At 48.9% G+C, this 24,454-nt stretch carries 18 protein-coding genes; 13 read left to right on the top strand and 5 right to left on the bottom strand.

What is annotated here, in order from left to right; genetic code table 11:
- Positions 1-49: 49 nt before the first annotated feature.
- The 4 genes from fbaA to tkt all read right to left on the bottom strand — a co-directional run bounded on the left by fbaA (position 50) and on the right by tkt (position 6,006).
- Entirely contained in the window at positions 50-1,129 is a 1,080-nt protein-coding gene (gene fbaA, locus UC14_RS02480; protein ID WP_013576802.1) for a class II fructose-bisphosphate aldolase, read from the bottom strand.
- A 129-nt stretch (positions 1,130-1,258) separates the two neighbouring features.
- Positions 1,259-2,422 (bottom strand): phosphoglycerate kinase, encoded by a 1,164-nt coding sequence (gene pgk / locus UC14_RS02475; protein WP_013576803.1) that lies wholly within the window; start codon positions 2,420-2,422, stop codon positions 1,259-1,261.
- 72 nt (positions 2,423-2,494) lie between these two features.
- The gene (gene epd / locus UC14_RS02470) at positions 2,495-3,511 is read right to left on the bottom strand and encodes an erythrose-4-phosphate dehydrogenase (RefSeq protein ID WP_013576804.1); all 1,017 of its coding nucleotides are present in this window, start codon (positions 3,509-3,511) and stop codon (positions 2,495-2,497) included.
- Between the two features lie 500 nt (positions 3,512-4,011).
- Positions 4,012-6,006: a transketolase gene (tkt, locus tag UC14_RS02465; protein ID WP_013576805.1), complete on the bottom strand. Its 1,995-nt coding sequence runs from the start codon at positions 6,004-6,006 to the stop codon at positions 4,012-4,014.
- Positions 6,007-6,254: 248 nt separating this feature from the next.
- Here tkt and UC14_RS02460 point away from each other — a divergent pair, with 248 nt between their 5' ends.
- The 8 genes from UC14_RS02460 to UC14_RS02425 all read left to right on the top strand — a co-directional run bounded on the left by UC14_RS02460 (position 6,255) and on the right by UC14_RS02425 (position 14,619).
- Positions 6,255-7,007 carry a M48 family metallopeptidase gene (locus UC14_RS02460; protein WP_013576806.1) on the top strand — a complete coding sequence of 251 codons (753 nt, stop codon included), beginning with the start codon at positions 6,255-6,257 and terminating at the stop codon, positions 7,005-7,007.
- A gap of 554 nt (positions 7,008-7,561) precedes the next feature.
- Entirely contained in the window at positions 7,562-8,149 is a 588-nt protein-coding gene (locus tag UC14_RS02455; RefSeq protein ID WP_013576807.1) for a fimbrial protein StkA, read from the top strand.
- A gap of 80 nt (positions 8,150-8,229) precedes the next feature.
- Entirely contained in the window at positions 8,230-8,964 is a 735-nt protein-coding gene (locus UC14_RS02450) for a fimbrial chaperone (RefSeq protein ID WP_112197173.1), read from the top strand.
- A 41-nt stretch (positions 8,965-9,005) separates the two neighbouring features.
- Positions 9,006-11,642, top strand: coding sequence for an outer membrane usher protein (locus tag UC14_RS02445; protein ID WP_112197172.1), 2,637 nt, complete (start codon positions 9,006-9,008; stop codon positions 11,640-11,642).
- Between the two features lie 34 nt (positions 11,643-11,676).
- Positions 11,677-12,255 carry a fimbrial protein gene (locus UC14_RS02440; protein ID WP_013576810.1) on the top strand — a complete coding sequence of 193 codons (579 nt, stop codon included), beginning with the start codon at positions 11,677-11,679 and terminating at the stop codon, positions 12,253-12,255.
- Between the two features lie 30 nt (positions 12,256-12,285).
- Positions 12,286-12,870 (top strand): fimbrial protein, encoded by a 585-nt coding sequence (locus UC14_RS02435; protein WP_112150881.1) that lies wholly within the window; start codon positions 12,286-12,288, stop codon positions 12,868-12,870.
- 50 nt (positions 12,871-12,920) lie between these two features.
- Positions 12,921-13,502, top strand: coding sequence for a fimbrial-like protein (locus UC14_RS02430; protein ID WP_232829632.1), 582 nt, complete (start codon positions 12,921-12,923; stop codon positions 13,500-13,502).
- A complete protein-coding gene (locus UC14_RS02425; RefSeq protein ID WP_112150882.1) occupies positions 13,495-14,619 on the top strand; it encodes a fimbrial protein in 1,125 nt (374 codons plus the stop codon). The genes UC14_RS02430 and UC14_RS02425 overlap by 8 nt, the downstream gene beginning before the upstream one ends.
- A gap of 71 nt (positions 14,620-14,690) precedes the next feature.
- On the opposite strand, the gene speA is transcribed toward UC14_RS02425, so the two are convergent.
- Positions 14,691-16,673: a biosynthetic arginine decarboxylase gene (gene speA, locus UC14_RS02420; protein WP_013576814.1), complete on the bottom strand. Its 1,983-nt coding sequence runs from the start codon at positions 16,671-16,673 to the stop codon at positions 14,691-14,693.
- Positions 16,674-17,553: 880 nt separating this feature from the next.
- On the opposite strand from speA, the gene metK reads away from it, so the two are divergent.
- The 5 genes from metK (at position 17,554) to UC14_RS02395 (ending at position 24,450) form a co-directional block, all read left to right on the top strand.
- The gene (gene metK, locus UC14_RS02415; protein ID WP_112150883.1) at positions 17,554-18,705 is read left to right on the top strand and encodes a methionine adenosyltransferase; all 1,152 of its coding nucleotides are present in this window, start codon (positions 17,554-17,556) and stop codon (positions 18,703-18,705) included.
- 623 nt (positions 18,706-19,328) lie between these two features.
- Positions 19,329-19,964, top strand: a complete 636-nt coding sequence (locus tag UC14_RS02410; RefSeq protein ID WP_223509085.1) for a fimbria/pilus periplasmic chaperone — start codon at positions 19,329-19,331, stop codon at positions 19,962-19,964.
- Between the two features lie 80 nt (positions 19,965-20,044).
- Complete coding sequence (locus tag UC14_RS02405; RefSeq protein ID WP_013576817.1) at positions 20,045-20,548, top strand: fimbrial protein; 504 nt, start codon at positions 20,045-20,047, stop codon at positions 20,546-20,548.
- Positions 20,549-20,635: 87 nt separating this feature from the next.
- Positions 20,636-23,329, top strand: coding sequence for a TcfC E-set like domain-containing protein (locus UC14_RS02400; protein WP_112197170.1), 2,694 nt, complete (start codon positions 20,636-20,638; stop codon positions 23,327-23,329).
- On the top strand, positions 23,326-24,450 hold the full coding sequence (locus UC14_RS02395; protein ID WP_112197169.1) for a CfaE/CblD family pilus tip adhesin: 1,125 nt from the start codon (positions 23,326-23,328) through the stop codon (positions 24,448-24,450). The genes UC14_RS02400 and UC14_RS02395 overlap by 4 nt, the downstream gene beginning before the upstream one ends.
- Positions 24,451-24,454 lie beyond the last annotated feature (4 nt).

Raw genomic sequence — 24,454 nt, 5'->3', positions numbered from 1 at the left:
TTGACGATTATCCTCACATTCCGGTGGTCAAGCACCGGAAGCGTAAGAATTACAGTACGTCGATTGCGTTCAGTTCTTTGAATGCCAGTTCCAGGCGAGTCACCATGGAAGACTGTGCAGAACGCAGCCATACGCGCGGGTCATAGAATTTCTTGTTAGGTTTGTCCGCGCCTTCCGGGTTACCCAACTGACCTTGCAGGTAAGCTTCGTTTTTCTTGTAGAACTGCAGGATACCGTCCCAGTTAGCCCACTGAGTGTCGGTATCGATGTTCATTTTGATAACACCGTAACCTACAGATTCTTTGATTTCTGCTGCAGTAGAACCGGAACCGCCGTGGAATACGAAGTTCAGGCTGTTGTGTGGCAGGTTATGTTTCTTGCACACGTATTCCTGAGAATCACGCAGGATAGTTGGAGTCAGTTTAACGTTACCTGGTTTGTAAACACCGTGTACGTTACCGAATGACGCAGCGATAGTGAAACGCGGGCTGATGGCGTTCAGTTTTTCGTATGCATAATCAACGTCTTGCGGTTGAGTGTACAGTGCAGACGCGTCCATATGGCTGTTGTCTACGCCATCTTCTTCACCGCCGGTACAACCCAGTTCGATTTCCAGAGTCATGTCGATTTTTGCCATGCGAGCTAAATACTTGCTGCAAATTTCGATGTTTTCTTCCAGAGACTCTTCAGACAGGTCGATCATGTGAGAAGAGAACAGTGGTTTACCGGTTTTCGCGTAGTGAGCTTCACCCGCGTCCAGCAGTCCGTCGATCCATGGCAGCAGTTTTTTCGCGCAGTGGTCGGTGTGCAGGATAACTGGCACGCCGTAATGTTCTGCCATCTGATGCACATGGTGTGCGCCAGAGATTGCACCCAGGATTGCCGCGCCTTGTGGCACGTCAGTTTTCAGGCCTTTACCGGCGATAAACGCAGCGCCACCGTTAGAGAACTGAACGATAACCGGTGAACGGACTTTCGCAGCAGCTTCGAGAACGGCGTTGATAGAGTCGGTGCCTACGCAGTTAACCGCTGGCAGAGCAAATTTGTTTTCTTTAGCAATAGCGAAAACTTTCTGTACATCATCACCAGTGATAACGCCTGGTTTTACGAAATCAAAAATTTTAGACATAGTTCTTTGTCCTGTATTCGTCGGCCGTAGATGGATTGAATCGGTTTGCTATGTCGCGCGGGCTCCACTGTGCAGCCCCCCGCGCGGCAAAGAAGAACGGACAGCATTATGCTCCCCGTTCAGGGTTCATTACTTCTTAGCACGCTCTTCCAGCATCACAACCGCTGGCAGTGCTTTCCCTTCAACGAATTCCAGGAATGCGCCACCGCCAGTGGAGATATAGGAAATTTTGTCAGCGATACCGAACAAATCGATAGCTGCCAGTGTGTCGCCGCCGCCTGCGATAGAGAATGCATCGCTGTCAGCAATAGCCTGCGCCACAATTTCGGTCCCTTTACGGAAGTTAGGGAACTCGAACACGCCTACAGGACCATTCCACAGAATGGTTTTAGCGTTTTTAATGATCTCAGCCAGGCGGTATGCAGACTCATCGCCCATGTCGAGAATTTGTTCGTCATCTTTGATGTCTTTAACAGACTTCACCGTTGCAACGGCTGTTTCAGAGAACTCAGTCGCCACGCGAACATCGGTAGGAACAGGAATGTCGCAGGTTTCCAGCAATTTGCTTGCGGTGCCGACCAGGTCTGCTTCGTACAGGGATTTACCGACGTTGTTGCCTTGAGCAGCCACGAAGGTGTTCGCGATACCACCGCCAACGATCAGCTGGTCAGCGATTTTAGACAGGGAATCCAGAACGGTCAGTTTGGTAGAAACTTTAGAACCGCCAACGATAGCCACCATCGGACGTGCCGGGTTACCCAGCGCTTTACCCAGTGCTTCCAGTTCTGCAGACAGCAGCGGACCGGCACAGGCGATCGGAGCAAATTTGCCCACGCCGTGAGTAGAAGCTTGCGCGCGGTGCGCGGTACCAAATGCGTCCATCACATAGATGTCACACAGGGCAGCATATTTTTTGGACAGGGCTTCGTCGTCTTTCTTTTCGCCTTTGTTAAAGCGAACGTTTTCCAGAACCACCAGCTCACCTTCGGCAACTTCAACACCATCAAGGTAATCTTTCGCCAGACGTACTGGGGATTTCAGATGCTCTTTCAGGTAATTAACAACCGGCAGCAGAGAAAACTCTTCGTTATATTCGCCTTCAGTCGGACGACCCAGATGCGAGGTAACCATCACGCGTGCGCCTTGTTTCAGGGCAATTTCGATGGTTGGTAAAGAAGCGCGGATACGTGCATCTGACGTTACTTTGCCATCTTTAACTGGCACGTTCAGATCGGCACGGATTAGTACGCGTTTACCCGCTAAATCCAGATCGCTCATCTTAATAACAGACATGGTGAATCCTCTCGTTGATTCTCTTTAAAGTTGCTTGAAGGCCGTTTCGGTCGGGAGACCGGAACAGCCGTACTAGAAACCGCTAGCGGACATTGCCAATGTTGTATCCAACATTCGGTTGGCAAAACCCCACTCGTTATCGCACCAGACCAGTGTCTTAATCAGGTGCTGTCCACTTACCCGCGTCTGCGTTCCATCTACGATGGCGCTATGGGGATCATGGTTAAAATCTGTCGAGACTAATGGTAGTTCGGTATAGTCAACAATACCACGAAAAGCACCTGTTGCAGCCTTTTGCAGCAACTGGTTAACCTCGCCTACCGTCACAGAACCCTCGACAAATACACTCAGATCAATGGCTGTGACATTGATTGTCGGCACACGCACCGAGATCGCTTCAAAGCGATCGCAGAATTTGGGCATGATGCGTGTGATCCCTGCGGCCAGCTTGGTATCGACCGGGATAATGGACTGGCTGGCGGCGCGCGTACGGCGTAAATCCGCATGGTACGCATCGATAACCGGTTGGTCATTCATTGAGGAATGGATGGTCGTTACCGTGCCGGACTCAATGCCAAAAGCATCGTCGAGCAGTTTGATCACAGGGATAATACAGTTGGTGGTGCAGGACGCATTGGACACAATGCGGTGCTGACGTTCGAGCAACTGGTGGTTCACACCGTAAACCACCGTGGCGTCAAGATCATGAGCGCCCGGATGCGCGAACAGAATTTTTTTGGCGCCAGCCGCAAGCTGGGCTTCACCGTCTGCACGGCTGCCATAAACGCCAGTGCAATCAAGCACGACGTCAATGCTCAGTTCGCCCCACGGCAACTGGCTGGCATCAGACTGATGAAGTAAACGGATGGAGTCATCGCCGACGTAAAGGTTTTCACCTTCCTGGCGGACATCCCAGGCAAAGCGCCCGTGGCTGGAGTCGTATTTAAGCAGATGTGCCATGCCTTCAGGGCTGGCGATTTCATTGATGGCAATGACGGAGATTTCCGCCCGACGCCCGGATTCGTATAACGCGCGCAATACGCTACGGCCAATGCGACCAAAGCCATTAATTGCAATACGTATTGGCATACATCTCCCTGTTACACGGTTGTTACTCAATATCAGTAACACCTATAGTAATGCAGCGTGCGTTTACGGTGAATCACCATCATCATCTGTCCGCACAATGCATGCGGCAGAAAAGTTTCAGTTTCAGGCACGATAACAACCTGGTGACGATGTTAAGCTCAAATAGCCTGACTGAAACGGTTCAGCTGAGAATAAACCAAACGATGAATAAAAGGAATAATTCGTAGAACAACCCCGCATTAATCGCGCCGATCGCTGAAAAAAACACCAGTCGATTCTGTGTATTCACAGTGATTTTACTTTTTCGTCACCTTTTCGACAGTGATTTTTCGCAAAAAATGACCGAATGAAACATTTTCAGAATGCAGGCAGTGTAACCGAGTCCGCGTCAGAAGGGTTTGACCTGCGTCATTTCGTACGAAACTGAGAACCGGCGCATGAAAATGCAGGCGAAAAAAAAGCACCCGAAGGTGCTTTTAAGCAGTTTTAAGAAAGCGGGATTACTTCAGTAACGCCTGTGCCTGAGCAACAACGTTATCAACAGTGAAACCGAATTCTTTGAACAACAGTTCTGCTGGCGCAGATTCGCCGAAGCTGTGCATTCCGACGATAGCACCATTCAGGCCAACGTATTTGAACCAGTAATCAGCAATACCGGCTTCAACCGCAACGCGCGCAGAAACGGCTTTCGGCAGGACAGATTCACGGTAAGCCGCGTCCTGTTTGTCGAAGGCATCCGTGGACGGCATAGAAACCACGCGCACTTTAGTGCCCGCAGCAGCCAGTTTGTCTGCCGCTTCTACCGTGATACCGACTTCAGAGCCGGTCGCGATCAGGATCACTTCCGGCGTACCGTCGCAATCTTTCAGCACGTAACCCCCGCGCGCCACGTTGGCCAGCTGTTCAGCGGTACGTGGTTGCTGGGTCAGATTTTGACGGGAGAAGATCAGGGTAACCGGACCGTCATTACGCTCGATGGCGTATTTCCATGCCACGGCAGATTCAACCTGATCCGCAGGACGCCAGGTGCTCATGTTTGGCGTAACGCGCAGGCTGGCGATTTGCTCAACCGGCTGGTGTGTCGGGCCATCTTCGCCAAGACCGATGGAGTCATGGGTGTACACGAACACGTTGCGGATCTTCATCAGTGCGGCCATACGCACGGCATTACGCGCATATTCCACGAACATCAGGAAAGTCGCAGAGTACGGCAGGAAACCGCCGTGCAGCGCGATACCGTTGGTGATCGCGGTCATACCGAATTCACGTACGCCATAATGGATGTAGTTACCTGCCTGATCGTCGCCGATAGACTTCGAACCAGACCACATGGTCAGGTTGCTTGGTGCCAGGTCAGCAGAGCCGCCCAGGAATTCAGGCAACACTTTACCGAACGCTTCCAGCGCATTCTGGGAGGCTTTACGGCTGGCGATGTTCGCAGGATTAGCCTGCAATTGTTCGATGAATTTCTGTGCTTCGGTTTCCCAGTTTGCTGGCAGCTCGCCGTTCACACGACGTTTGAACTCTTTTGCCAGTTCAGGGTGCGCTTTAGCGTAAGCGTCAAACTTGTCGTTCCACGCAGCTTCTTTGGCTTTGCCGGCTTCTTTCGCGTCCCACTGCGCATAGATATCTTGCGGGATTTCAAACGCCGCGTATTTCCAGCCCAGTGCTTCGCGGGTAGCGGCCACTTCGGCTGCGCCCAGTGCAGCACCGTGTACATCGTGAGTACCGGCCTTGTTCGGCGAACCGAAACCGATCACAGTTTTACACATCAGCAGGGAAGGTTTGTCGGTAACTTTGTGCGCTTCTTCAATAGCCGCTTTGATAGAGTCAGGATTGTGACCATCAACACCACGTACAACATGCCAGCCGTAAGCTTCGAAACGTGCCGCAGTGTCATCGGTGAACCAGCCTTCTACGTGGCCGTCGATGGAAATGCCGTTATCATCATAAAACGCGGTCAGTTTGCCAAGTTTCATGGTACCGGCCAGAGAACACACTTCGTGAGAAATGCCTTCCATCATGCAGCCGTCGCCCAGGAATGCATAAGTTTGGTGATCGACAATGTCATGGCCTGGTTTGTTGAACTGTGCTGCCAGCGTACGTTCTGCGATAGCAAAACCGACGGCGTTCGCGATGCCCTGACCCAGCGGGCCAGTGGTGGTTTCAACGCCAGGCGTATAACCGTATTCCGGGTGGCCCGGGGTTTTCGAGTGCAACTGACGGAAGTTAGCCAGTTCGCTCATCGGCAGATCATAGCCAGTGAGGTGCAGCAGGCTATAAATCAGCATAGAGCCATGACCATTGGACAGCACGAAGCGGTCACGGTCAGCCCAGTGCGGGTTAGTCGGGTTGTGATTCAGGTAATCGCGCCACAGCACTTCGGCAATGTCTGCCATGCCCATAGGGGCGCCAGGGTGGCCGGAATTCGCTTTCTGCACGGCATCCATACTAAGTGCGCGAATAGCGTTCGCAAGCTCTTTACGAGAGGACATGTTCTACTCCAGGTCGGATTAAAAAAGCAGTCAAGAAAGTCATTTTCTCAGACTCGGCATTAAAACGGCAATCTCTAATCACTCTCGTGATTAAGTTCACAAAATCCGCTTTTAAATCAGGGCGTTTTTTCGGACTTACACTATAGATCGTGCACTGCGAAAAACCTACCTTAACGCTATCCTTACAACCAGAGCCTTTTTCAGGCTACAGTTTCTGTTTTGTTAACTTTTTCTGGGAACACAAATTGATGAAATTTCACCCTCTTCTGTTAAGCCTTTTTACCGCGTCACTGGTCAGCGGTTGTGCGACCGTCAATACCGACACTTTAATGCAGTCCGGCGCGCAGGCTTATCAGGCGTATACCCTGAGCGATGCCGACGTCAAAACGCTGAGCGTGCAGTCTTGTGAAGAAATGGATAAAAAGGCGCAGATAGCACCCGACAGCAGCGAATACGCACAGCGCCTGAAAAAAATCTCCGCTGCACTGGGCGATAACATTAACGGCACGCCCGCCAACTATAAGGTTTACCTGACCAAAGACGTCAATGCCTGGGCAATGGCCAACGGCTGTATCCGCGTTTACAGCGGCCTGATGGACATAATGAACGACAATGAAGTGGAAGGCGTGCTCGGCCATGAAATGGGCCACGTCGCACTCGGCCACACCCGTAAAGCCATGCAGGTCGCCTACAGCGCCACGGCGGCACGTTCCGCGATTTCGTCACTCGGCGGCGTCAGCGCAACATTGTCACAATCGCAGCTGGCGGATCTGGGCGAGAAATACGTCAATGCGCAGTTCTCGCAGAAACAGGAATCCGAAGCGGATGATTACTCGTTTGATTTGCTGAAAAAACGCGGTATCGACCCGACAGGTCTGGCAACCAGTTTTGAGAAACTGGCAAAACTGGATCAGGGCAGCAGCATCGGCTGGTTTGATGATCACCCGTCTTCAGAAGCACGTGCTAAACATATTCGCGAGCGAATTGCTGCCGGGAAGTAATAAAGAGATGCATAACAAGTCATCCTGCGGTTCGTCACTAAAAACGTCGGGCCTCTGACTTTTAATTTCCGTGCTAATCATCCAGGCACCTTCGGGTGCCTTAATATTTTTCCTTTCTGCCTCCCCTCCTCTTCAGCATGTCATTACGCCTGTATGTTATGTAAGCAAACAAAACCTGATTACCTTATCCACCTTCAATAGCACAATTTGTTTATCATTTTCACGGATTTTAAAACTAAATCCATCATATATTTTGATATATATTTCTATGCAGTTTTCCATTTCAATTAGAAAAATCGATCCTTAAGATCTCTTTATCTGATAATTAATAACTTCCCTAAAAATAAAATTCAATACTTAAAAAATAATTCTGGGGTTCATTACAGATCCCACAATGAAATATTTAGTTACATTCATATTGCAGTGTGTACAACTTGATATAAACAACAACGTAATTATAATTCCCCCTTAGTAAGTCTTTGAAAAAAGCTTATTTAATTCACTACTACTTTTACTTTACTATTTTGTTATTTTCATAATGAAAAGGACATTTCATGAAAAAAATTAAGACGCTCTTCCCTTTATCCGTCTTTTGTCTGGCATTCGGCAGCTTATCTGCCCAGGCAGCGGATTTGGGATTAATTACCTTTGATGGTGCGGTCTCTGACACGACCTGTGAAATCACCACTAACAACGGTATTGCAGCGAATAATGTCACTATCTCAATGCCTGTGGTGACGAAAGCGGCAGTGGATGTCACCACTCGCGCTGCTGGCGGTGTCGGTGCCAAAGAGTTCGAGTTAATGCTGAATGATTGCGCCGAATCAGTGAAAAAAGCCTCCGTCAGCTTCTCTTCACAGCAATTTGCTGAATTGTCCAGCGGTACGCTGAAACCTGATGCTACCGTCTCTGGTAGTGCGCAAAACGTCAGTGTTGCGCTTTACAACAACACAGCAACCAACGTTAGCCAGGTTCTGATCGGCGACCCGACTGATGTGGCACAAAGCGTGGCTCTGGTCGAAGGTCGTGGTGTGTTTGCCTATAAGGCAGCCTATGTACCTAGTGCTGACTGGTCTGCAACAAATAGTGTTCAGTCGGGTAAAGTGAATACTAACGTCACCTTTACTATGAACTACGAATAATATTCAACGTTAATTAATGATTAAGCGTACCCAATGAACAAACAGGTGCGCTTTTATTATAAAATTTAATAGAGGGAAATATGAATTTTATACCGACACCAAAAATTGTTTCATTCTGCCTTGCCGTTCTGGGATTTATTGCTTGTGATGTCTGCGCAGATGTTGTCATTTCTGGTACCCGGATTATTTATCCGGCTCAGGCGAAAGAGATTACGGTGAAACTGGATAACCGCGGTGAAAAAGCCTTGCTGGTTCAATCCTGGCTGGATGATGGCCGCGAGGATGTGAATCCGCAGGAGATGAAAATTCCTTTCCTTGTGACCCCCCCTATTTCACGAATGAACGCCAAACAAGGCCAGACAGTGAAAATTGCCAGCCTTGGGGGCGAATTACCCAAAGATAAAGAAACTGTATTTTGGTTTAACGTTCTTGAAATTCCGCCTAAAGCCAAAAATAGTACCGATGAAAATTTGCTTCAGTTGGCTTTTCGTACCCGCATAAAGTTGTTTTATCGTCCTGAGGGGCTGAAGGGTTCAGCTTCTGAAGCAGCGACGGCATTGACATGGAAAATAGTGAAAAATGGTCAACAGGTTTTTGCAGAAGCGAAAAATACCACCCCTTACTTTGTCACGGTGAATGAAGCTTTTCTGAATACGAATGGCCGCAAGTACGAACTGGAAACAAAAATGATCGCCCCCGATTCCACTCAGTTGATGAAAGTCGACGGGCTGACGACGACGGTAAACACAGGGAAGATAAATTATACCGCAATTAATGATTATGGCGGAAATATAAAATACGAAGCATCCCTTTAAATAAACCCTGACGCCATCTGATTCATAAAAAAAGCAATATTATGAAAAAAAATAAAATCACAACGGGATTATTACTGCTTCCATTGACTATAGGCGTCAGCGCTGTGTGGTCACCCAGGTCCGTGGCGGAAACTGCGGTTACCAATGATAAATCCGATGAGCAAGTTGGAGATGATGATGAAAATGTAGAGTTTGATAGTCAGTTTCTCTACAGCACAGCAAACAGTGAAAAAATAGACACCCGCCGTTTTAGCAAGGGCAATCCTGTTGTGCCAGGCGTTTACAGCGTCGGTATTTTTATTAACGGTTCATTAAAACTAAACTCTAAAGTCAATTTCGTTGATAACGGGACGAATATTGCCAGCCCGTGTCTCACGCAAAAATTGCTTGAGCAGTTAGATATCCTCATCGATATCGATAAAGAAGATACTGCAGATATTTCGCCGGAAGGCGGGGAAACAACGTGCATTAATCTGACCGAAAAACTCAGTCATTCAAAGGTCAAATTCAATTCATCGGAACAACGCCTGGATATTACTATTCCGCAGATTTATCTCGCAAAACGTCCTTCTGGTTATGTCAATCCGGCTCTGTGGGAAGAAGGCATTCCAGCGTTCATGCTTTCTTACGACATGAATGCCTACCGTTCAAGCGCTGACGGAGATTCTCGCGACAGCGCCTATGCAGGGCTGAATTATGGCGCGAACTTATCTGGCTGGCGTTTTCGTGCCAGAGGTTCAACCAACTGGGATCAGGAAAATGGCCTGTCCTATACCAGTCAGGATGCTTATGTTCAGCACGATATCACCGGATTAAAAGCCCAGTTCGTTTTGGGTGATACTTACACTCAGGGCGATGCCTTTGATTCCATCAATCTGAGAGGATTCAGGGTGTTCAGTGACAGCCGCATGCAACCGGGTTCATCTAACAACTATGCGCCAGTGATCCGCGGCACCGCAAACAGTAATGCGAAAGTGACTGTCCGCCAGAGCGGTACGGTGATTTATGAAACCACCGTACCGCCGGGACCTTTTGCTCTTGATGACATTAACCCAACGGGTTATGGCAACAGTATAGACGTGACAGTAGAAGAATCAGATGGCACCCGGCGTTCTTTCTCAGTGCCCTTCTCCTCGGTCACACAGATGTTACGCCCCGGTAATAGCCGCTGGGATGTAGGCTTCGGCAAACTCAATGAGAGTTCATCCAGCAACTCCCCCGAGGTGGCGGTGCTGACTGGCTATTATGGGATCAATAATACCTTCACCGGCTATGCCGGTGCTGAAGCGATGTCATCGGACTACCTTGCGCTGCTGACAGGGGTTGCGATGAATACCCCGGCGGGTGCATTTGCCTTCGACATTACCCACTCCCGTGCCGATATCGACGACGACCGGTCACTCGACGGTCAGAGCTATCGAATCTCTTACAATAAGCTGTTGACTGAAACCAATACGTCGCTGAATGTTGCGGCTTACCGATTTTCGACACAGGACTATCTGAGCTTACGCGATGCCGCTTCACTTCAGGATGAACTCAGCCGGGATCCAATGAATGAAGAGGAAACTTTTAAAAATTACGACAGAATGAAAAACCAGATACAAATTAATGTTAACCAGCCTCTGGAATATCGTGAACAGAGTTATGGTTCTCTTTATATGACGGGCAGTTGGGAAACTTACTGGAATCAAAATAAGAAAACGTCTCAGTTTTCTCTCGGATATAACAATAGCTATCGTTGGGCAAACTATAGTATTTCCCTTCAGCGTGAGTATAACGAGAATGGCGACCAGGATAATCGACTGTATGTTAATCTGAGTATTCCTCTGGAAAACATTTTCACGCAGGGTAAACGTCCCGGTGGATTTACCAACCTAAATGCCGGCATAAGCACTGACTTTAAAGGCTCCTCGCAAATGGACATGAGTGCTGGCGGTTATAGCGAGGATAATCGCTACAACTACAGCGTTAATACGTCATCTTCACTCGCCGACTCAGAGAATTTAAATCAAATTGGCGGATACGGAAGCTATAACAGCGCTTACGGCCCCGTGAGTCTTTCCGCCTCTTTAACCGATGACGGAGGACGGCAGGCTTCCTTCGGCTCCAGCGGAGGTATGGTTATTCATGCTGACGGGATTACATTTGCTCCCGGAAACATCAATGACTCCGATACGCTGGCACTGGTCAGCGCCAAAGGGGCGAAGGGCACAAAAATGAGTACGGGTGAAGGTCGGATTGACAGTAACGGATATGCAATCACACCTTATCTTTCACCCTATCAGGAAAATACGGTGGGTCTGGACATCAGCACACTGGAGGCAGACGTTAATATTGTTAATACCAGCACGATTACCTACCCGCGCAGTGGTTCAGTGGTATTAGTTAATTTCGAAACCGATGAAGGCCGCTCAGTTATTATGGAGTTGCAACGTTCCGATAACGGATTCATTCCTTTAGGTGCTGATGTTTTTAATGATAAAAACATCCTCGTGGGAAATATGGGCCAGGGCGGAATGGCTTTCATTCGCGGTATCGATGATAAAGGGATACTGCATGTTGTCTGGGGAAGTCAGTCTGACCAATCCTGTCAGATTAATTATTCCATCCCGGAAACCCCGGAAAAAGTGAACATGACAATCATGTTAAAAAATATCCTTTGCACAATCACCCATTGATTTCCGGGTAAATAGAATAAACAGGAGAAAAAGAATGAGAAAGGGATACAGAATATCATTCTCGATATTTTCAGCTTTATTTATCAATATGAACATGACACCGACTTTCGCACAAAATGTTAACGTTACTTTTAGCGCTAATATTATTGAAACGACGTGTGAAATGAGACTGGAAGGCGGTTCAGGAAATGGCATTAACAATACCATTCCTGTTGGTTCGGGCGGAAAGGTGGGGTTAGATAAAATTATTGCCGGTGATAATGCTGCTACGGCAACCTTCAAAATAAAAATTGTGGAATGCCCGGCGGGAGTCACATCGATTAAAACCACCATAAGGGGCACGCAGTCAAATTATGCTGACACATTGATTACTAGTGGAATTACAGGTGAAGGGGCATCCTCCTTTTTGGGCGTTTCTATTGCACGTGCCTCGGCGTCAAACCAGCCTTTTGTGATTAATTCCACCAATGACAGCCAGCGGCTCAACTGGAGCAGCGCAGAAATCAATGCAAAAGAGGTCACCCTGATTTCACGCCTGCAAGAAACGCAAGCAAATAAAGGAACAACGGGGAATTTCAGCGCCGTTGCCACCTTTAACTTTAACTATGAATAAAATAGAAAAAACAGGTTATGAAAGATCTGCATGGAGAAAAATAACGTGAAACCCAAACAAATTTTACTGCTTTCAGCAGCATTCATCATGACGTGTTCAGCACATGCCGTTGAGCTCACGCCGACTGAAAATTTAACCGCTACTTTTACTTCTACTATTGAAGCAGGGACTTGTGCTGCCCAGATTCAAAACTCATCAGGGACACCGACATCCGCCATTAACTTTAATGATGTCTATAAATCAGAACTGAAACAGAAAAGTAAAATTCAGCCTTTTAAACTGGTTTTCAGCGATTGCTCCGGCGTTAAATCCGCCGAGATCACCGCCAACCCAACAGCAGGAGCCTGCTCCGGTACCGGAGCCAGTGGTGATTCATTTGCCAACAATGGCGGCACTGCAGCGGCGACTGCGGTTGAACTCTGGCGGAATGCACCTGACAGCGGCACTCAGTTCAGTTGTGTCGACAGAGCCACACCGCAAACGGTCACACTCACCACTGCGGGCACAACCCTGAATATGAATGCCCGAATGGTGATTGCAGCAGGCAGTACACTATCAAATGTTACCTCAGGGAACTTTATTGCACCGATCACGTTTGTGATTATCTATCAATAAATCGCCGAGCAAAGACTAATGGAAGGAATATGATAAATCACCCGGTGAATATGAATAACACATTATTACGCTTGTTAACGGTATTAGCCGTGGGGTTTCCTTTGGTCACCAGTGCGGAAAGTGATCTCAACCTGAATATACAAGCTAATATTCTCGAGACGACCTGCCAGTTAACCGTACAAAATGGCGGCGCCATTCATTTACCTACCGTTAGCGTCAATTATTTTGATGATCGCGGTTCCCCGCCTGCGCCAATATTACCCACCGATCAGCTGGGCGGTTATCCGTTCACTGTTAGCCTGAGCGAATGCACGGATGTGATAGAGAATGTTCATTTCAGTTTTGCCCCGCAATCAGGAAATTTCGCACCTGGCTCTAAACAGGTATTTATCAGCGAAACAGACGGTGCAGCAGATGGCGCCGATAACGTGGGCCTGGTGATATTTTCCCAGAAATACAACACCAATGTGCTGGAGGCAGACGGTTCTTCCGATGTGAATTTCCCGATAAACGCCGCAACACCCGTTGCTGAAATAACGGACTATCACTTCTATACACGTTATCAGAATACAGGTGCTGTCTCAGCAGGCCGGGTTACATCAAAAGTATTAGTGAGTGTTAGCTATGAATAATCATTTACCTTTTAATACAGTGTATATACGGTCGTCTCGTTTCATCCGTACATTCATTTTTACCGCTTTATTAGTACTAACGGGGGATTTAACCGTTAAACCGGCTGAGGCGGCAGTAGAATGTTATTTCAGGGATGCCCCCTACACCGCAACATTAAGCTTTTCCGGCTCTGTGGTTTCCCTGTTACCGCACGTGGCCAGGACGCAAATGATTACGGACTTAAATCAAAAAGCAACCACAACTAAGAATGCGCGTACCGATTGTAGCCCGGGTGATTCTGGTGAGATTTTATATGGGATCGCCGGCGCCATTCCTCAGGTTGACGATTACGCGGGTGTTTCCCCCAGTGCGGGGTTATATGCCACCAATATCCCGGGGATCCTCTATTCAGTTCAAATCAGAGGCACCGGGGCCAGTTACAGAGTTCAAGCTTTTATGCCTTATTTTTTCTCTGACAATGAAACCACGGCACAGAATACCACCAATTTGGAAAACTCAATGGATGGGGGTCAGTGGTATGATTACTATATTGTGCTTTTTCAGACCCCCCAGTTCACCGGTATACCCGCAGGTGTAACCTCCATTCGACCGGCTTCGGCGGGTTATATTGGTGGATTCAGGGTGGGTAAGGAGGACATTAACAACCATCGTATTAGTCTGAATATGAGTACTTTCTCCTTCCCCGTGCAAACGCCAACCTGTACTGCGCTGGTCAGCAGTGCGGGCGGCGGTACTATCCCGCTGGGGGATTACAGTGCAGCAAAAGTCAATTCAGGGGCTACCAGCGTGACGAAATTCAGCCTGAATGCTTCCGGCTGTACGAATGTGAACATGTTTAAAACCCGGATGACGACGAATATTGTCGCGCCGGGGAACAATATGTTGTTGGGTAATTCAGTGACATCAAATGCGGCAACGGGTGTGGGTGTGAAAATTACCACAGGTTCTGGCAGCCAGTTGAAACCTAACGACACCAATTCCGTTTACTCAGTGACTGATTTGAATATGCCCTCATCTAAACAATTACAGTTCAACGCGCAACTGGTCGGCGATTCCAGGAGTATTTCGGTAGGACGCTTCTCTGCCACCGGTACTTTTGTTGTCAATTATGAATAGTAAAAAAATGGCGAAGGAGGACCCCTTCGCCATATTATTGTGACGGTAATACGACGTATTATTTCAACGAATTACTCATCTTCTTCCAGATACGTATAACCGTATAATCCGGATTCAAACTCTTCAACAAACTGCGCCTGCAATTCCGCATCCAGATCAGTTTCTTTTACCTGATCGCGGAAACGGGCCAGCAACACATTCGGATCCAGTTGCACGTATTCCAGCATATCCGCCACGGTATCGCCTTCGTCGGACTGCTGCACTTCAATGCTGCCGTCAGGGAAGACAAAGACATCTACTGCTGCAGTATCGCCGAACAGGTTATGCATGTTGCCGAGAATTTCCTGATACGCACCGACCATAAAGAAGCCCAGCACCGGCGGATTCTCAGGGTCGTACGGCGGCATCGGCATGGTTGTGGCTACGCCGTCACCGTCGATGTAGTGATCAATAGTGCCGTCGGAATCACAGGTGATGTCCAGCAGCACAGCACGACCTACCGGTGGCTTATCCAGACCTTCCAGCGGCAGCACCGGGAACAACTGATCAATACCCCACGCATCCGGCATAGACTGGAACAGCGAGAAGTTGACGTACAGTTTGTCCGCCATACGTTCCTGCAATTCGTCAATGATCGGACGGTGTGCACGGTTGCTCGGATCCAGCTGATCCTGAATTTTGTTGCAGATATTCAGGTAGATATCTTCCGCCCAGGCGCGCTGCGTCAGATCCAGAATACCGTGTGCGTATTGCGAATGGACATCATGCAAATCCATCTGGCTGTCGTGCAGCCATTCACGCAATGAGCGGCGGTTTTCCGGATCGTGCATTTCGTTCCAGGTATCCCACATGCTACCCAGCGCGCGCGGTGCATCATCTTCAGGCGCAACCGGCTCTTTGAACTCGTTACGTTCAACACCAATCACATTGGAGACCAGCACGGTATGGTGCGCGGTCACGGCGCGGCCAGACTCGGTGATCACCGTCGGGTGTGGCAGGCCATGTTCGTTACAGGCATCGCCGATACCCCAGATGACGTTGTTAGCGTATTCATTCAGGCCATAGTTCACCGAGCAGTCAGACTGCGAACGGGTGCCTTCGTAATCCACGCCCAACCCCCCACCCACGTCGAAGCACTGAATGTTGACGCCCAGCTTGTGCAGTTCAACGTAGAAACGCGCAGACTCACGCACGCCGGTCGAGATATCACGGATATTCGCCAGCTGTGAACCCAGATGGAAATGCAGCAGTTGCAGGCTTTCCAGACGCCCTGCTTCACGCAGCATTTCAACCAGTTGCAGAACCTGAGAGGCCGCCAGACCGAATTTGGATTTCTCGCCGCCGCTGGACTGCCATTTACCGGAGCCCTGCGAGGAAAGACGTGCACGCACACCCAGACGTGGGATCACGTTCAGACGTTCGGCTTCTTCCAGCACCAGTTTAATCTCAGTCATCTTCTCGATAACCAGATATACCTTGTGACCGAGCTTCTCACCGATCAGCGCCAGACGAATATATTCGCGGTCTTTATAGCCGTTACACACGATCACGGAACGGGTCATCCCGGCGTGCGCCAGAACGGCCATCAGTTCAGCTTTCGAGCCGGCTTCCAGACCCAGAGGTTCACCGGATTCCACCAGCGATTCGATCACGCGGCGATGCTGGTTAACCTTAATCGGATAAACCAGGAAGTAGTCACCCTCATAACCGAACGATTCACGCGCACGTTTGAACGCCGCGTTAATCGAACGCAGACGGTGCTGCAAAATTTGTGGGAAACAGAACAGTGCCGGCAGACGCTGACCGTCCTGCTCACGCATGTCTTTCACCAGTTGTGCCAGATCAACACGGGCAGAAGGCTCGTCAGGATCCGGGCAGACACTGATGTGGCCCAGTTCGTTGACGTCAAAATAGTTGTTACCCCAATAGGCAACGTTGTAAGTGCGCAGCATCTTGCTGGCATCACGATCGTTCACGGCAACCTCCTGCATGGAGCGCAAAGAAACAGTATCGCCCGCGTGTGACGGACGGTGGGACTGGATGTCATCAGACATAGGTAAATCCTCTTTCTATACTGACAACATGGCCAGCCACTATCGCAGTAACAACAGGTGAGAACAACCCGCAAGGCTGGCTTTCAGACAGGATAAAACCCTGCGAGCCACAGCCACGGGACTGTTTTCTACTCATATCATTGTAAAACACGTTTTTAGACTCCGTGTAACGAGTCGGGAGAAATCAGGGGTGGATGCCCCGGGAGATTGCAGGCTACATCAGTTATATGTCGGGAATGCGATGTTCACGCAGACCTGAGCTTACTGAGTAGCGTACCGATGTCGGTGACTGACCTGTCTGTAATCAGGCTGTCTGAAACATCGCAGAGATGACAGACGCTTTTCTGAATGAAGGTCTGAAAGAAGTGCTGCAGAACGCAATAAAGGCTGCAGGGGATGCTGTTGAAATGTTACAAACGGTAAAAAGTGGGTCATTAAACTAACCACCTCCACACGTGCCACGCATCACCCGCGGGCATTCGAGCTGAGAAAACAGTAATTACTGGAATACGCTGCTTCTGCAGGGCCTGCAGAAATGTGCATAGCGCGCGCCGTTTATACCGATAACACGCTGTAAATGCAAAATGAAAATGCAGTAGAAATAGTTTCAGACCGTGAAAATCACTGCAAACCCGCACAATAACACCCACTCCGTCACAAAAATGACTGGCATTCAGAACGCCTGCTATCCTAAAATAGCCATCCAGATGTTAATCCGTCCACACGCTTGGGTGGTTTAACGCGCAAACTGCTTCAAGGCTTTGCCTAATGGGGACATGCAGGACGCATTGCGACAATGGCGAGCTCTGCTCCTCATCTGCCAGTCTCCCCAGTGCTATGCAGTGATATCTAACCCGTCGTATGTAAGGTAAAGAACATAATGGCTAAACATCTCTTCACGTCCGAATCCGTTTCGGAAGGACATCCAGATAAAATCGCTGACCAGATTTCCGACGCGGTACTGGACGCAATTTTAGAGCAAGACCCAAAAGCACGTGTTGCATGTGAAACTTATGTCAAAACCGGCATGGTCCTGGTTGGCGGTGAAATCACCACCAGCGCATGGGTCGACGTTGAAGAAATCACACGCCAGACTGTTCGTGAAATTGGTTATATCCATTCCGACATGGGTTTCGACGCCAATTCCTGCGCAGTGCTGAGCGCTATTGGTAAGCAATCTCCGGATATCAATCAGGGCGTTGACCGTACTGATCCGCTGGAACAAGGTGCGGGCGACCAGGGTCTGATGTTTGGTTATGCGACCAACGAAACCAGCGTACTGATGCCAGCGCCTATTACTTATGCTCACCGTCTGGTGCAGCGTCAGGCTGAAGTGCGCAAATCAGGCACCCTGTCATGGCTGCGTCCGGATGCGAAAAGCCAGGTCACTTTCCAGTATGACGAAGGCAAAATCGTCGGTATCGATGCCGTGGTATTGTCTACTCAGCACTCTGAAGACATCTCGCTGAAAGATTTGCAGGAAGCGGTGATGGAAGAAATCATCAAACCTGTCCTGCCAGCAGAATGGCTGAACGCCGGTACCAAATACCACATTAACCCGACTGGCCGTTTCGTTATCGGTGGCCCGATGGGTGACTGCGGTCTGACCGGTCGTAAAATCATCGTGGATACCTACGGCGGTATGGCCCGTCACGGTGGCGGTGCGTTCTCTGGTAAAGATCCGTCGAAAGTTGACCGCTCAGCGGCCTACGCGGCACGTTATGTGGCGAAAAACATCGTGGCTGCCGGTCTGGCAGATCGTTGCGAAATCCAGGTGTCTTACGCTATCGGCGTGGCAGAACCGACTTCCATCATGGTGGAAACCTTCGGTACCGGTAAAGTCTCCAACGAACAGCTGACCCTGCTGGTGCGCGAGTTCTTCGACCTGCGTCCGTACGGTTTGATCCAGATGATGGATCTGTTGCACCCTATCTATAAAGAAACCGCCGCATACGGTCACTTTGGTCGTGAACATTTCCCTTGGGAAAAAACCGACAAAGCCGCTCAGTTGCGTGAAGCCGCAGGTTTATAAGAAACCCACGCGTCATAAAATCTCTCAAACCCCGCCCCAGGCGGGGTTTTTTATTGCCCCTTATTCCCCTTTCGTTTCTTATTCCTTTCTTTTTCGCCATTTAAATACCCAAACAGCTTACAACAACCGTTAACCGAAGATGTTATATCTAAATGATTTTAATGGATAATTTCAAAATCACGTTTATATTCATTTAACTTAATACATCATGTAGATGTGCGCCAGTTTGAAATTAGCCGTCTTCATTTAGTTAACATTCACGATTATAAAAACAAAATAACGAATAAAATCCCTTCATAATCATGAAAGTGAAAATCATGCCAAATGTTATATTTATGTTGAATATCATTTATAGCCAAATAAATAACATAAATAGCTAATTTGCATGCCATTGACCTGAACATTCATTGAATCTATTATTCACCCCATCGAAAGCAACCAAACAAATATCAAGTAAAAGGAATTAACGAAATATTCTTCAGGATAGCGACTTATTAAACATTGAGAAAATGACAATGCCATTAACAAAATTGAAATCATGGGTAATGATTTTAGCGGCTTCCCCATTACTTTTATCAGCATCATCATTTGCAGGAATAAGCGTCTACCCTATTTCGGTTCCTATGCAGAAAAGCGGTGGTGCACAAATTAGCGTAACAACAAACTCCGCCACCACGGAATATGTAAAAACGACGGTAAAGAAAATAAATAACCCGGCAACGCCGCAGGAAAATGAAACAACAATAACTCAGTCATCTGGTAACGGTATTGTTGTGACACCGGAGAAATTCGGACTGGCACCCGGCACCACCCGAATTATACGTCTGATTAATATTCAGCAACCGCAAACAGAAGAAGCCTATCGCGTTTACTTTGAAGGTGTTCCGGGGCTGAATAATAACGGTGGGAAAAGTGACCAGAAGAATCAGACCAAACTCGGCATCAGCATGATCTGGGGCGTACTGGTTACCGTCCCGCCTGCCGCACCGCGACTAGACTTCACGCTGGATCCGGCGACTCGCGTGGTGAGCAACACCGGCAATATTCATCTTAAAATTAACAGTATCGGCTTATGTCCTCAGCAACTCACTGATGACGGATGTAAATGGAGTAAACCGGTAAAAAATAGCATTTACCCTAATCAGCGCGCAACGTTATCTCCGGAATTATTTAAAGGAAATAATTACCGTGTGGTGAAAGTGAAATACTTCAACTGGACAGATAAAACCGTTGGCGTAAAAGAATTCAGCGCAAAATAGATCTCATTATTTTACGTAAAGAATAACTCTTGTTATAAACCCCGCATAGCAATATGCATCTTCTTAATTAGGAATTAAAAATGAAATCAATTATCAAACCACTGCTGGTCACTGCAATCATGGGCTTCGCTATTAACGCTTCTGCTGTACAGAAAGATATTACTGTGACTGCAAACGTTGACGCCACTCTGGATATGACCACTGACACTGGCGAAGTATTACCTTCTACGATGGAAATGACTTATATGCCTGGCGTAGGTCTGGAACCTGTTACACAGATGACCAAGATCTATTCTAACGATGCTGAAAAAGATGTGAACATCAACCTGGCAGGTACCCCGCAATTAATGGATACCGTGGGTACCAACCCAAATATCCCACTGACTGTTAAATACGGCGAACTGACACTGACTCAGGCTCAGCAGACCATGGCTGCAACTACCCTGTTCCCGAACGGCGATACCACTAACGGTTCCATCATTCAGCCTCTGAAAGTCAGCCAGACCACTCAGGCACCTGTTGCTTCCGGTAACTACAGCGGCGTTGTCAGCGTGGTACTGACTCAGGCAACTGAAACGCCATAAGCGTTCATTCCACCTGAATCACTCCTCATCGCCTGTTAATCAGGCCGATTCTTTTCACCTCTCAGATTTTTGAATAAAGGAAAAATAATGAAACCTAACTTGAAAGTGTCACTTTGCTTTCTGGCAATTCATTTTGCTTTATTCAGCAATCTTGCTTTAGCTGGCTCTGACGTTCCTCCGGGTTTCGAAGAGCTGGTCTCAGGTCAGAACGTCTGGCTGAACGTCAATCTGCTCGGCCAGTCTGCCGGCTTATTTGAAGCCAACGTCACACTGGAAACCATACAGTTTAAAGACCCGCAGGCGGTACTTACCGCACTGAATCTGCCGCTGAAAACTGGCACGCCGGATTACCAGAAAATGCTGGCGACCTTGTCTGCGCCGCTTCCCCGCCATGGCAACCTGGCCTGCAGCAGCAATGCCGACGCCAGGGGCTGTGGTTATCTGGAAACCGACTCGCTGGCGCTGATTTACGATGAAAACAACAGCGCCGCCGACGTCTTTGTCAGCAAAGCACTGGTGCCTGATGCTGATAAAAAAGCCCTTTATTACACCCCGACCGCGCAGACTGAAAATGCCTTAATTCATCAGCAAACCCTGAACGTGGCAGCGCAGGATCAATACCAGAGTCTGTCACTACAAGGCGCCGGCGCACTGGGCGTGCTGACCAGCGGCTATGTGGGTTTCGACTGGTCGCTTGATTCTTACAAAAGTGACGACAGTGACAGCCAGACAGTATCTGTCGATGATCTCTATTTCCGCCAGAGCTTAGGTAAGCGTCACTACGTGCAGGCCGGACGCATGGACTCACGCGACCTTTCCAGCAACCTGGGCGGTAATATCAGCTTCTCGCTGTTACCGCTGAATGCGATCGATGGCGTCCGTGCCGGGAGTTCCCTGAGCTACCTGAATCTTGATGAAGCCAGCAAAGGTTCACCGCTGGTGGTACTGCTTTCCAGCAAATCCCGCGTCGATGCTTATCGCGGCAATCAGTTGCTCGGCACGTTTTATCTCAATAACGGTTCAAATACGCTGGATACCGGCAACTTCCCGAGCGGTAGTTATGCCGTCACCCTGCGAATTTATGAGAATAACCAGCTCGTGCGCACCGAAACCCAGCCGTTTACCAAAACGGGCGGGATCAGTGACGGGCATATGCAATGGTTTGTACAGGCCGGTGAAACGGCAGATAACAAAGTCGTCAGCTCAACAGATGACGAAGAAAATGACAGCACATCACGCAAACCGGTGATGCAAGCCGGTGCGCGTCTGCCGGTGTTTGCCGAGCTGACGGCGACGGCAGGTATTGCCAATACCGATAATGAAAATTATGGCGAAGCGGGCCTGCAATGGACACACGGTTTTAACGGAAAAGTGATCGACGGCGTGCTGGATATGCAGACCAGCGTGTTTAGCGGCACCGACGGTTCCAAAGGTAACGTTGAGCAAATCAGCTACAACGACGGTTTTTCCATGAGCGTCTATCGCAATGCCGCATACGGTAAAAGCTGCACCAGTGCCGATGTCGGGGAAAATGATTATGCGGATATTGGCTGCTACGAATCAATTAACGCCACACTTTCCGTGCCGGTTAAGGGCTGGTCTGCCTCTCTGGGCTACACTTACAATAAAAATACCAGTCTCTCACCGGACTCTGCGACGTACGATCCTTCAAAACCTTTTGAAGACAACATGATCAACAATACCGAATCACAGAGCACATCCAAAACCTTGCAACTGAGCCTGAATAAAAGCTTCAACTGGAAACAGATGACGATCACCACGCGTTTTGGTGGCTACCGTCGTCAGAGCAGCAGTGACAGCGATAGTGACAAAGGTGTCTACGTCGGCTTCTCCCTGTCACGTAATACGCCAAAAGATGCGCAGCTTCGCAGCAGTAACACTTCATTCAGCACCGATTATCAGGGCAGCCAGAACGGCGATGCGCAGATGACGTATAACGCCAGTCAGAACTGGGACTGGGGCAGCAATAACGACCGCGAACTGGGTATTGATGTGGGCGGCACAGATACCGATAACGCTAACGCCTCGGTTCATGGCCGTCTCAATGGCCAGTATGGCGAAGGCGAACTGACCGTTTCCGACAGCTATGACAATGAGCAAAAAAACCATCAGGGCGCAGTGACCGGCAGCTACAGTTCTTCCGTTGCGGTATCTAAATCCGGCTTCTTCTGGGGGCCAGGCGGTACAGGCTCACCGGGTGCTGCGGTAGCCGTGAAGGTGAAAGGCAGTAATGAAGAAGAGGCAGATGCCGCAGATGACGCACTGATCGACGTTTCAGTTCAGGGCGGCGGCGCGGCCCACATGAAGCAGAACAGCAAAGCGTTATTCCCGGTGACCGGTTTTGAAGAAGGCAAGGTGTCCGTTGATGAAAGCCGTGATGTCAGTTCAGGTAGCCAGGCCAGCATTACACAGGGCGCAGGCAGCCAGAAATTGTTCCTCCTGCCGGGGAAAATGAAAGTACGCGAAGTGACGATGGAATCGCATTATACCTATGTCGGACAACTGGTTACCGCCACGGGTGACCCCCTCAATGGCGGCAACATGCTCAATGCCAATGCTTTCAGCAGTTCGGAAGATGGCGGCTTTACCGCAGAAATGACGTCATTAGCAAAAACGCTATATGTCAAAAACGGTGAGCAAAATTACCAGTGCGCAGTCACCGTGCAATCAAGCCGCGATGTCGTGCGTTATGTCGGTAAAACATTGTGTAAACCGGTTCAGCCCGCGGATTTGCCCGCTGCAATTCGAGAAAGAAAATGAAACATAAACAACTTCTGACTGCTTTATTTATTTTACTGAGCACCCTGTTAGCCACGTTGTCCGATGCGCAGGCTGACACGGTTGCTCCGTTGGATCACAGCATCAATACAGAACTGAACATCGCGAAGGGTACCGCATCAACGGTAAATATCTGGACACAAGAAAGCGGCGGATACGACTCGACTAATTCCGGTCGCTGGGGCCTTAACTACTGGGCCTGCACGTCAAGCACCAGCGATGAAAATGGTAAATGCCCAACGGGTAAAGGCGGATATGCCGCCTATCTGCCGGTTTATCTTAAATTTACGGAAAAGCGCAGTGGCGCAACGCAGACTCTCGAATTGCAGGGAACACGCGAAGCCTACTGGTATAACGGAAATTGCGCGATGTATGGCGATCCTAAGCCCATGAATCAAAGCGCACAAAACTCCTGCAGCGGTGATTCAACAGATGGTGTTAACTTAACCCTGAAAATCCCTGCCGCCGAACTCAATAAGTTACCGGTTGGCGGCATCTGGACTGCTCAGCTAAAAATTCTTCTCCATAACAGCAGCGAAACCGAGGTTTATCACTGGGATTCCAACATCACAGTCAATCTCACCGACAACAATAACCAGCAAATCTATTTACCCGAATTTGGCGAAGCCGCACCGCGCGTTGACCTTAACCTGCGCCCGCTGCCCGGCACTAAAGGTAATCAAACGCAAATGAACGGCTCGGCTACTATAGATATGTGTTTGTACGATGGGTATGGCTCGAACAGTACCAGTTTCACCCTGAAATTTGACGATCAGCAGCAGGGGACAACCGAGCGCAATAACGGATACTTCTCTATTTATTCTGATCACGGCGACACTAATTTGGATTCAGGACGCATTGATTATTATGTGCGAATGCAGGCACCCGACGGCAAATACGTCAGCGTAATACGCGGTGATGATCTGGTGATTTCTAATATTCAGACCGCTCATATCCGGCCTGTACATCTGCCAGGGATCCCACAGGCAGTATTGTGTGTTCCTGCGCCACTGGAACTCAGCACCAAGACAATGGATATCAACAGTAAACAAGCCGGGAATTATACCGGACATCTGATTGTGAATTTTACACCGCAGCTTTAAGGAA

The sequence above is a fragment of the Rahnella sp. NRRL B-41462 genome, from assembly GCF_003263525.1.
GTDB lineage: Bacteria > Pseudomonadota > Gammaproteobacteria > Enterobacterales > Enterobacteriaceae > Rahnella > Rahnella aceris.
Note: the sequence above shows the minus strand (reverse complement) of the source record. Positions and strands in the feature narration are given on the sequence as shown.

What these genes read in the sequence shown, in the direction of transcription:
- UC14_RS02400 (WP_112197170.1), top strand. Translation starts at nt 20,636, where the DNA reads ATGAAACCTAACTTGAAAGTGTCACTTTGCTTTCTGGCAATTCATTTT.
- UC14_RS02395 (WP_112197169.1), top strand. Translation starts at nt 23,326, where the DNA reads ATGAAACATAAACAACTTCTGACTGCTTTATTTATTTTACTGAGCACC.
- UC14_RS02410 (WP_223509085.1), top strand. Translation starts at nt 19,329, where the DNA reads ATGCAGAAAAGCGGTGGTGCACAAATTAGCGTAACAACAAACTCCGCC.
- UC14_RS02450 (WP_112197173.1), top strand. Translation starts at nt 8,230, where the DNA reads ATGAATTTTATACCGACACCAAAAATTGTTTCATTCTGCCTTGCCGTT.
- UC14_RS02440 (WP_013576810.1), top strand. Translation starts at nt 11,677, where the DNA reads ATGAGAAAGGGATACAGAATATCATTCTCGATATTTTCAGCTTTATTT.
- speA (WP_013576814.1), bottom strand. Translation starts at nt 16,673, where the DNA reads ATGTCTGATGACATCCAGTCCCACCGTCCGTCACACGCGGGCGATACT.
- UC14_RS02455 (WP_013576807.1), top strand. Translation starts at nt 7,562, where the DNA reads ATGAAAAAAATTAAGACGCTCTTCCCTTTATCCGTCTTTTGTCTGGCA.
- UC14_RS02405 (WP_013576817.1), top strand. Translation starts at nt 20,045, where the DNA reads ATGAAATCAATTATCAAACCACTGCTGGTCACTGCAATCATGGGCTTC.
- UC14_RS02430 (WP_232829632.1), top strand. Translation starts at nt 12,921, where the DNA reads ATGAATAACACATTATTACGCTTGTTAACGGTATTAGCCGTGGGGTTT.
- UC14_RS02435 (WP_112150881.1), top strand. Translation starts at nt 12,286, where the DNA reads ATGGAGAAAAATAACGTGAAACCCAAACAAATTTTACTGCTTTCAGCA.
- UC14_RS02445 (WP_112197172.1), top strand. Translation starts at nt 9,006, where the DNA reads ATGAAAAAAAATAAAATCACAACGGGATTATTACTGCTTCCATTGACT.
- epd (WP_013576804.1), bottom strand. Translation starts at nt 3,511, where the DNA reads ATGCCAATACGTATTGCAATTAATGGCTTTGGTCGCATTGGCCGTAGC.
- UC14_RS02460 (WP_013576806.1), top strand. Translation starts at nt 6,255, where the DNA reads ATGAAATTTCACCCTCTTCTGTTAAGCCTTTTTACCGCGTCACTGGTC.
- metK (WP_112150883.1), top strand. Translation starts at nt 17,554, where the DNA reads ATGGCTAAACATCTCTTCACGTCCGAATCCGTTTCGGAAGGACATCCA.
- pgk (WP_013576803.1), bottom strand. Translation starts at nt 2,422, where the DNA reads ATGTCTGTTATTAAGATGAGCGATCTGGATTTAGCGGGTAAACGCGTA.
- fbaA (WP_013576802.1), bottom strand. Translation starts at nt 1,129, where the DNA reads ATGTCTAAAATTTTTGATTTCGTAAAACCAGGCGTTATCACTGGTGAT.
- UC14_RS02425 (WP_112150882.1), top strand. Translation starts at nt 13,495, where the DNA reads ATGAATAATCATTTACCTTTTAATACAGTGTATATACGGTCGTCTCGT.
- tkt (WP_013576805.1), bottom strand. Translation starts at nt 6,006, where the DNA reads ATGTCCTCTCGTAAAGAGCTTGCGAACGCTATTCGCGCACTTAGTATG.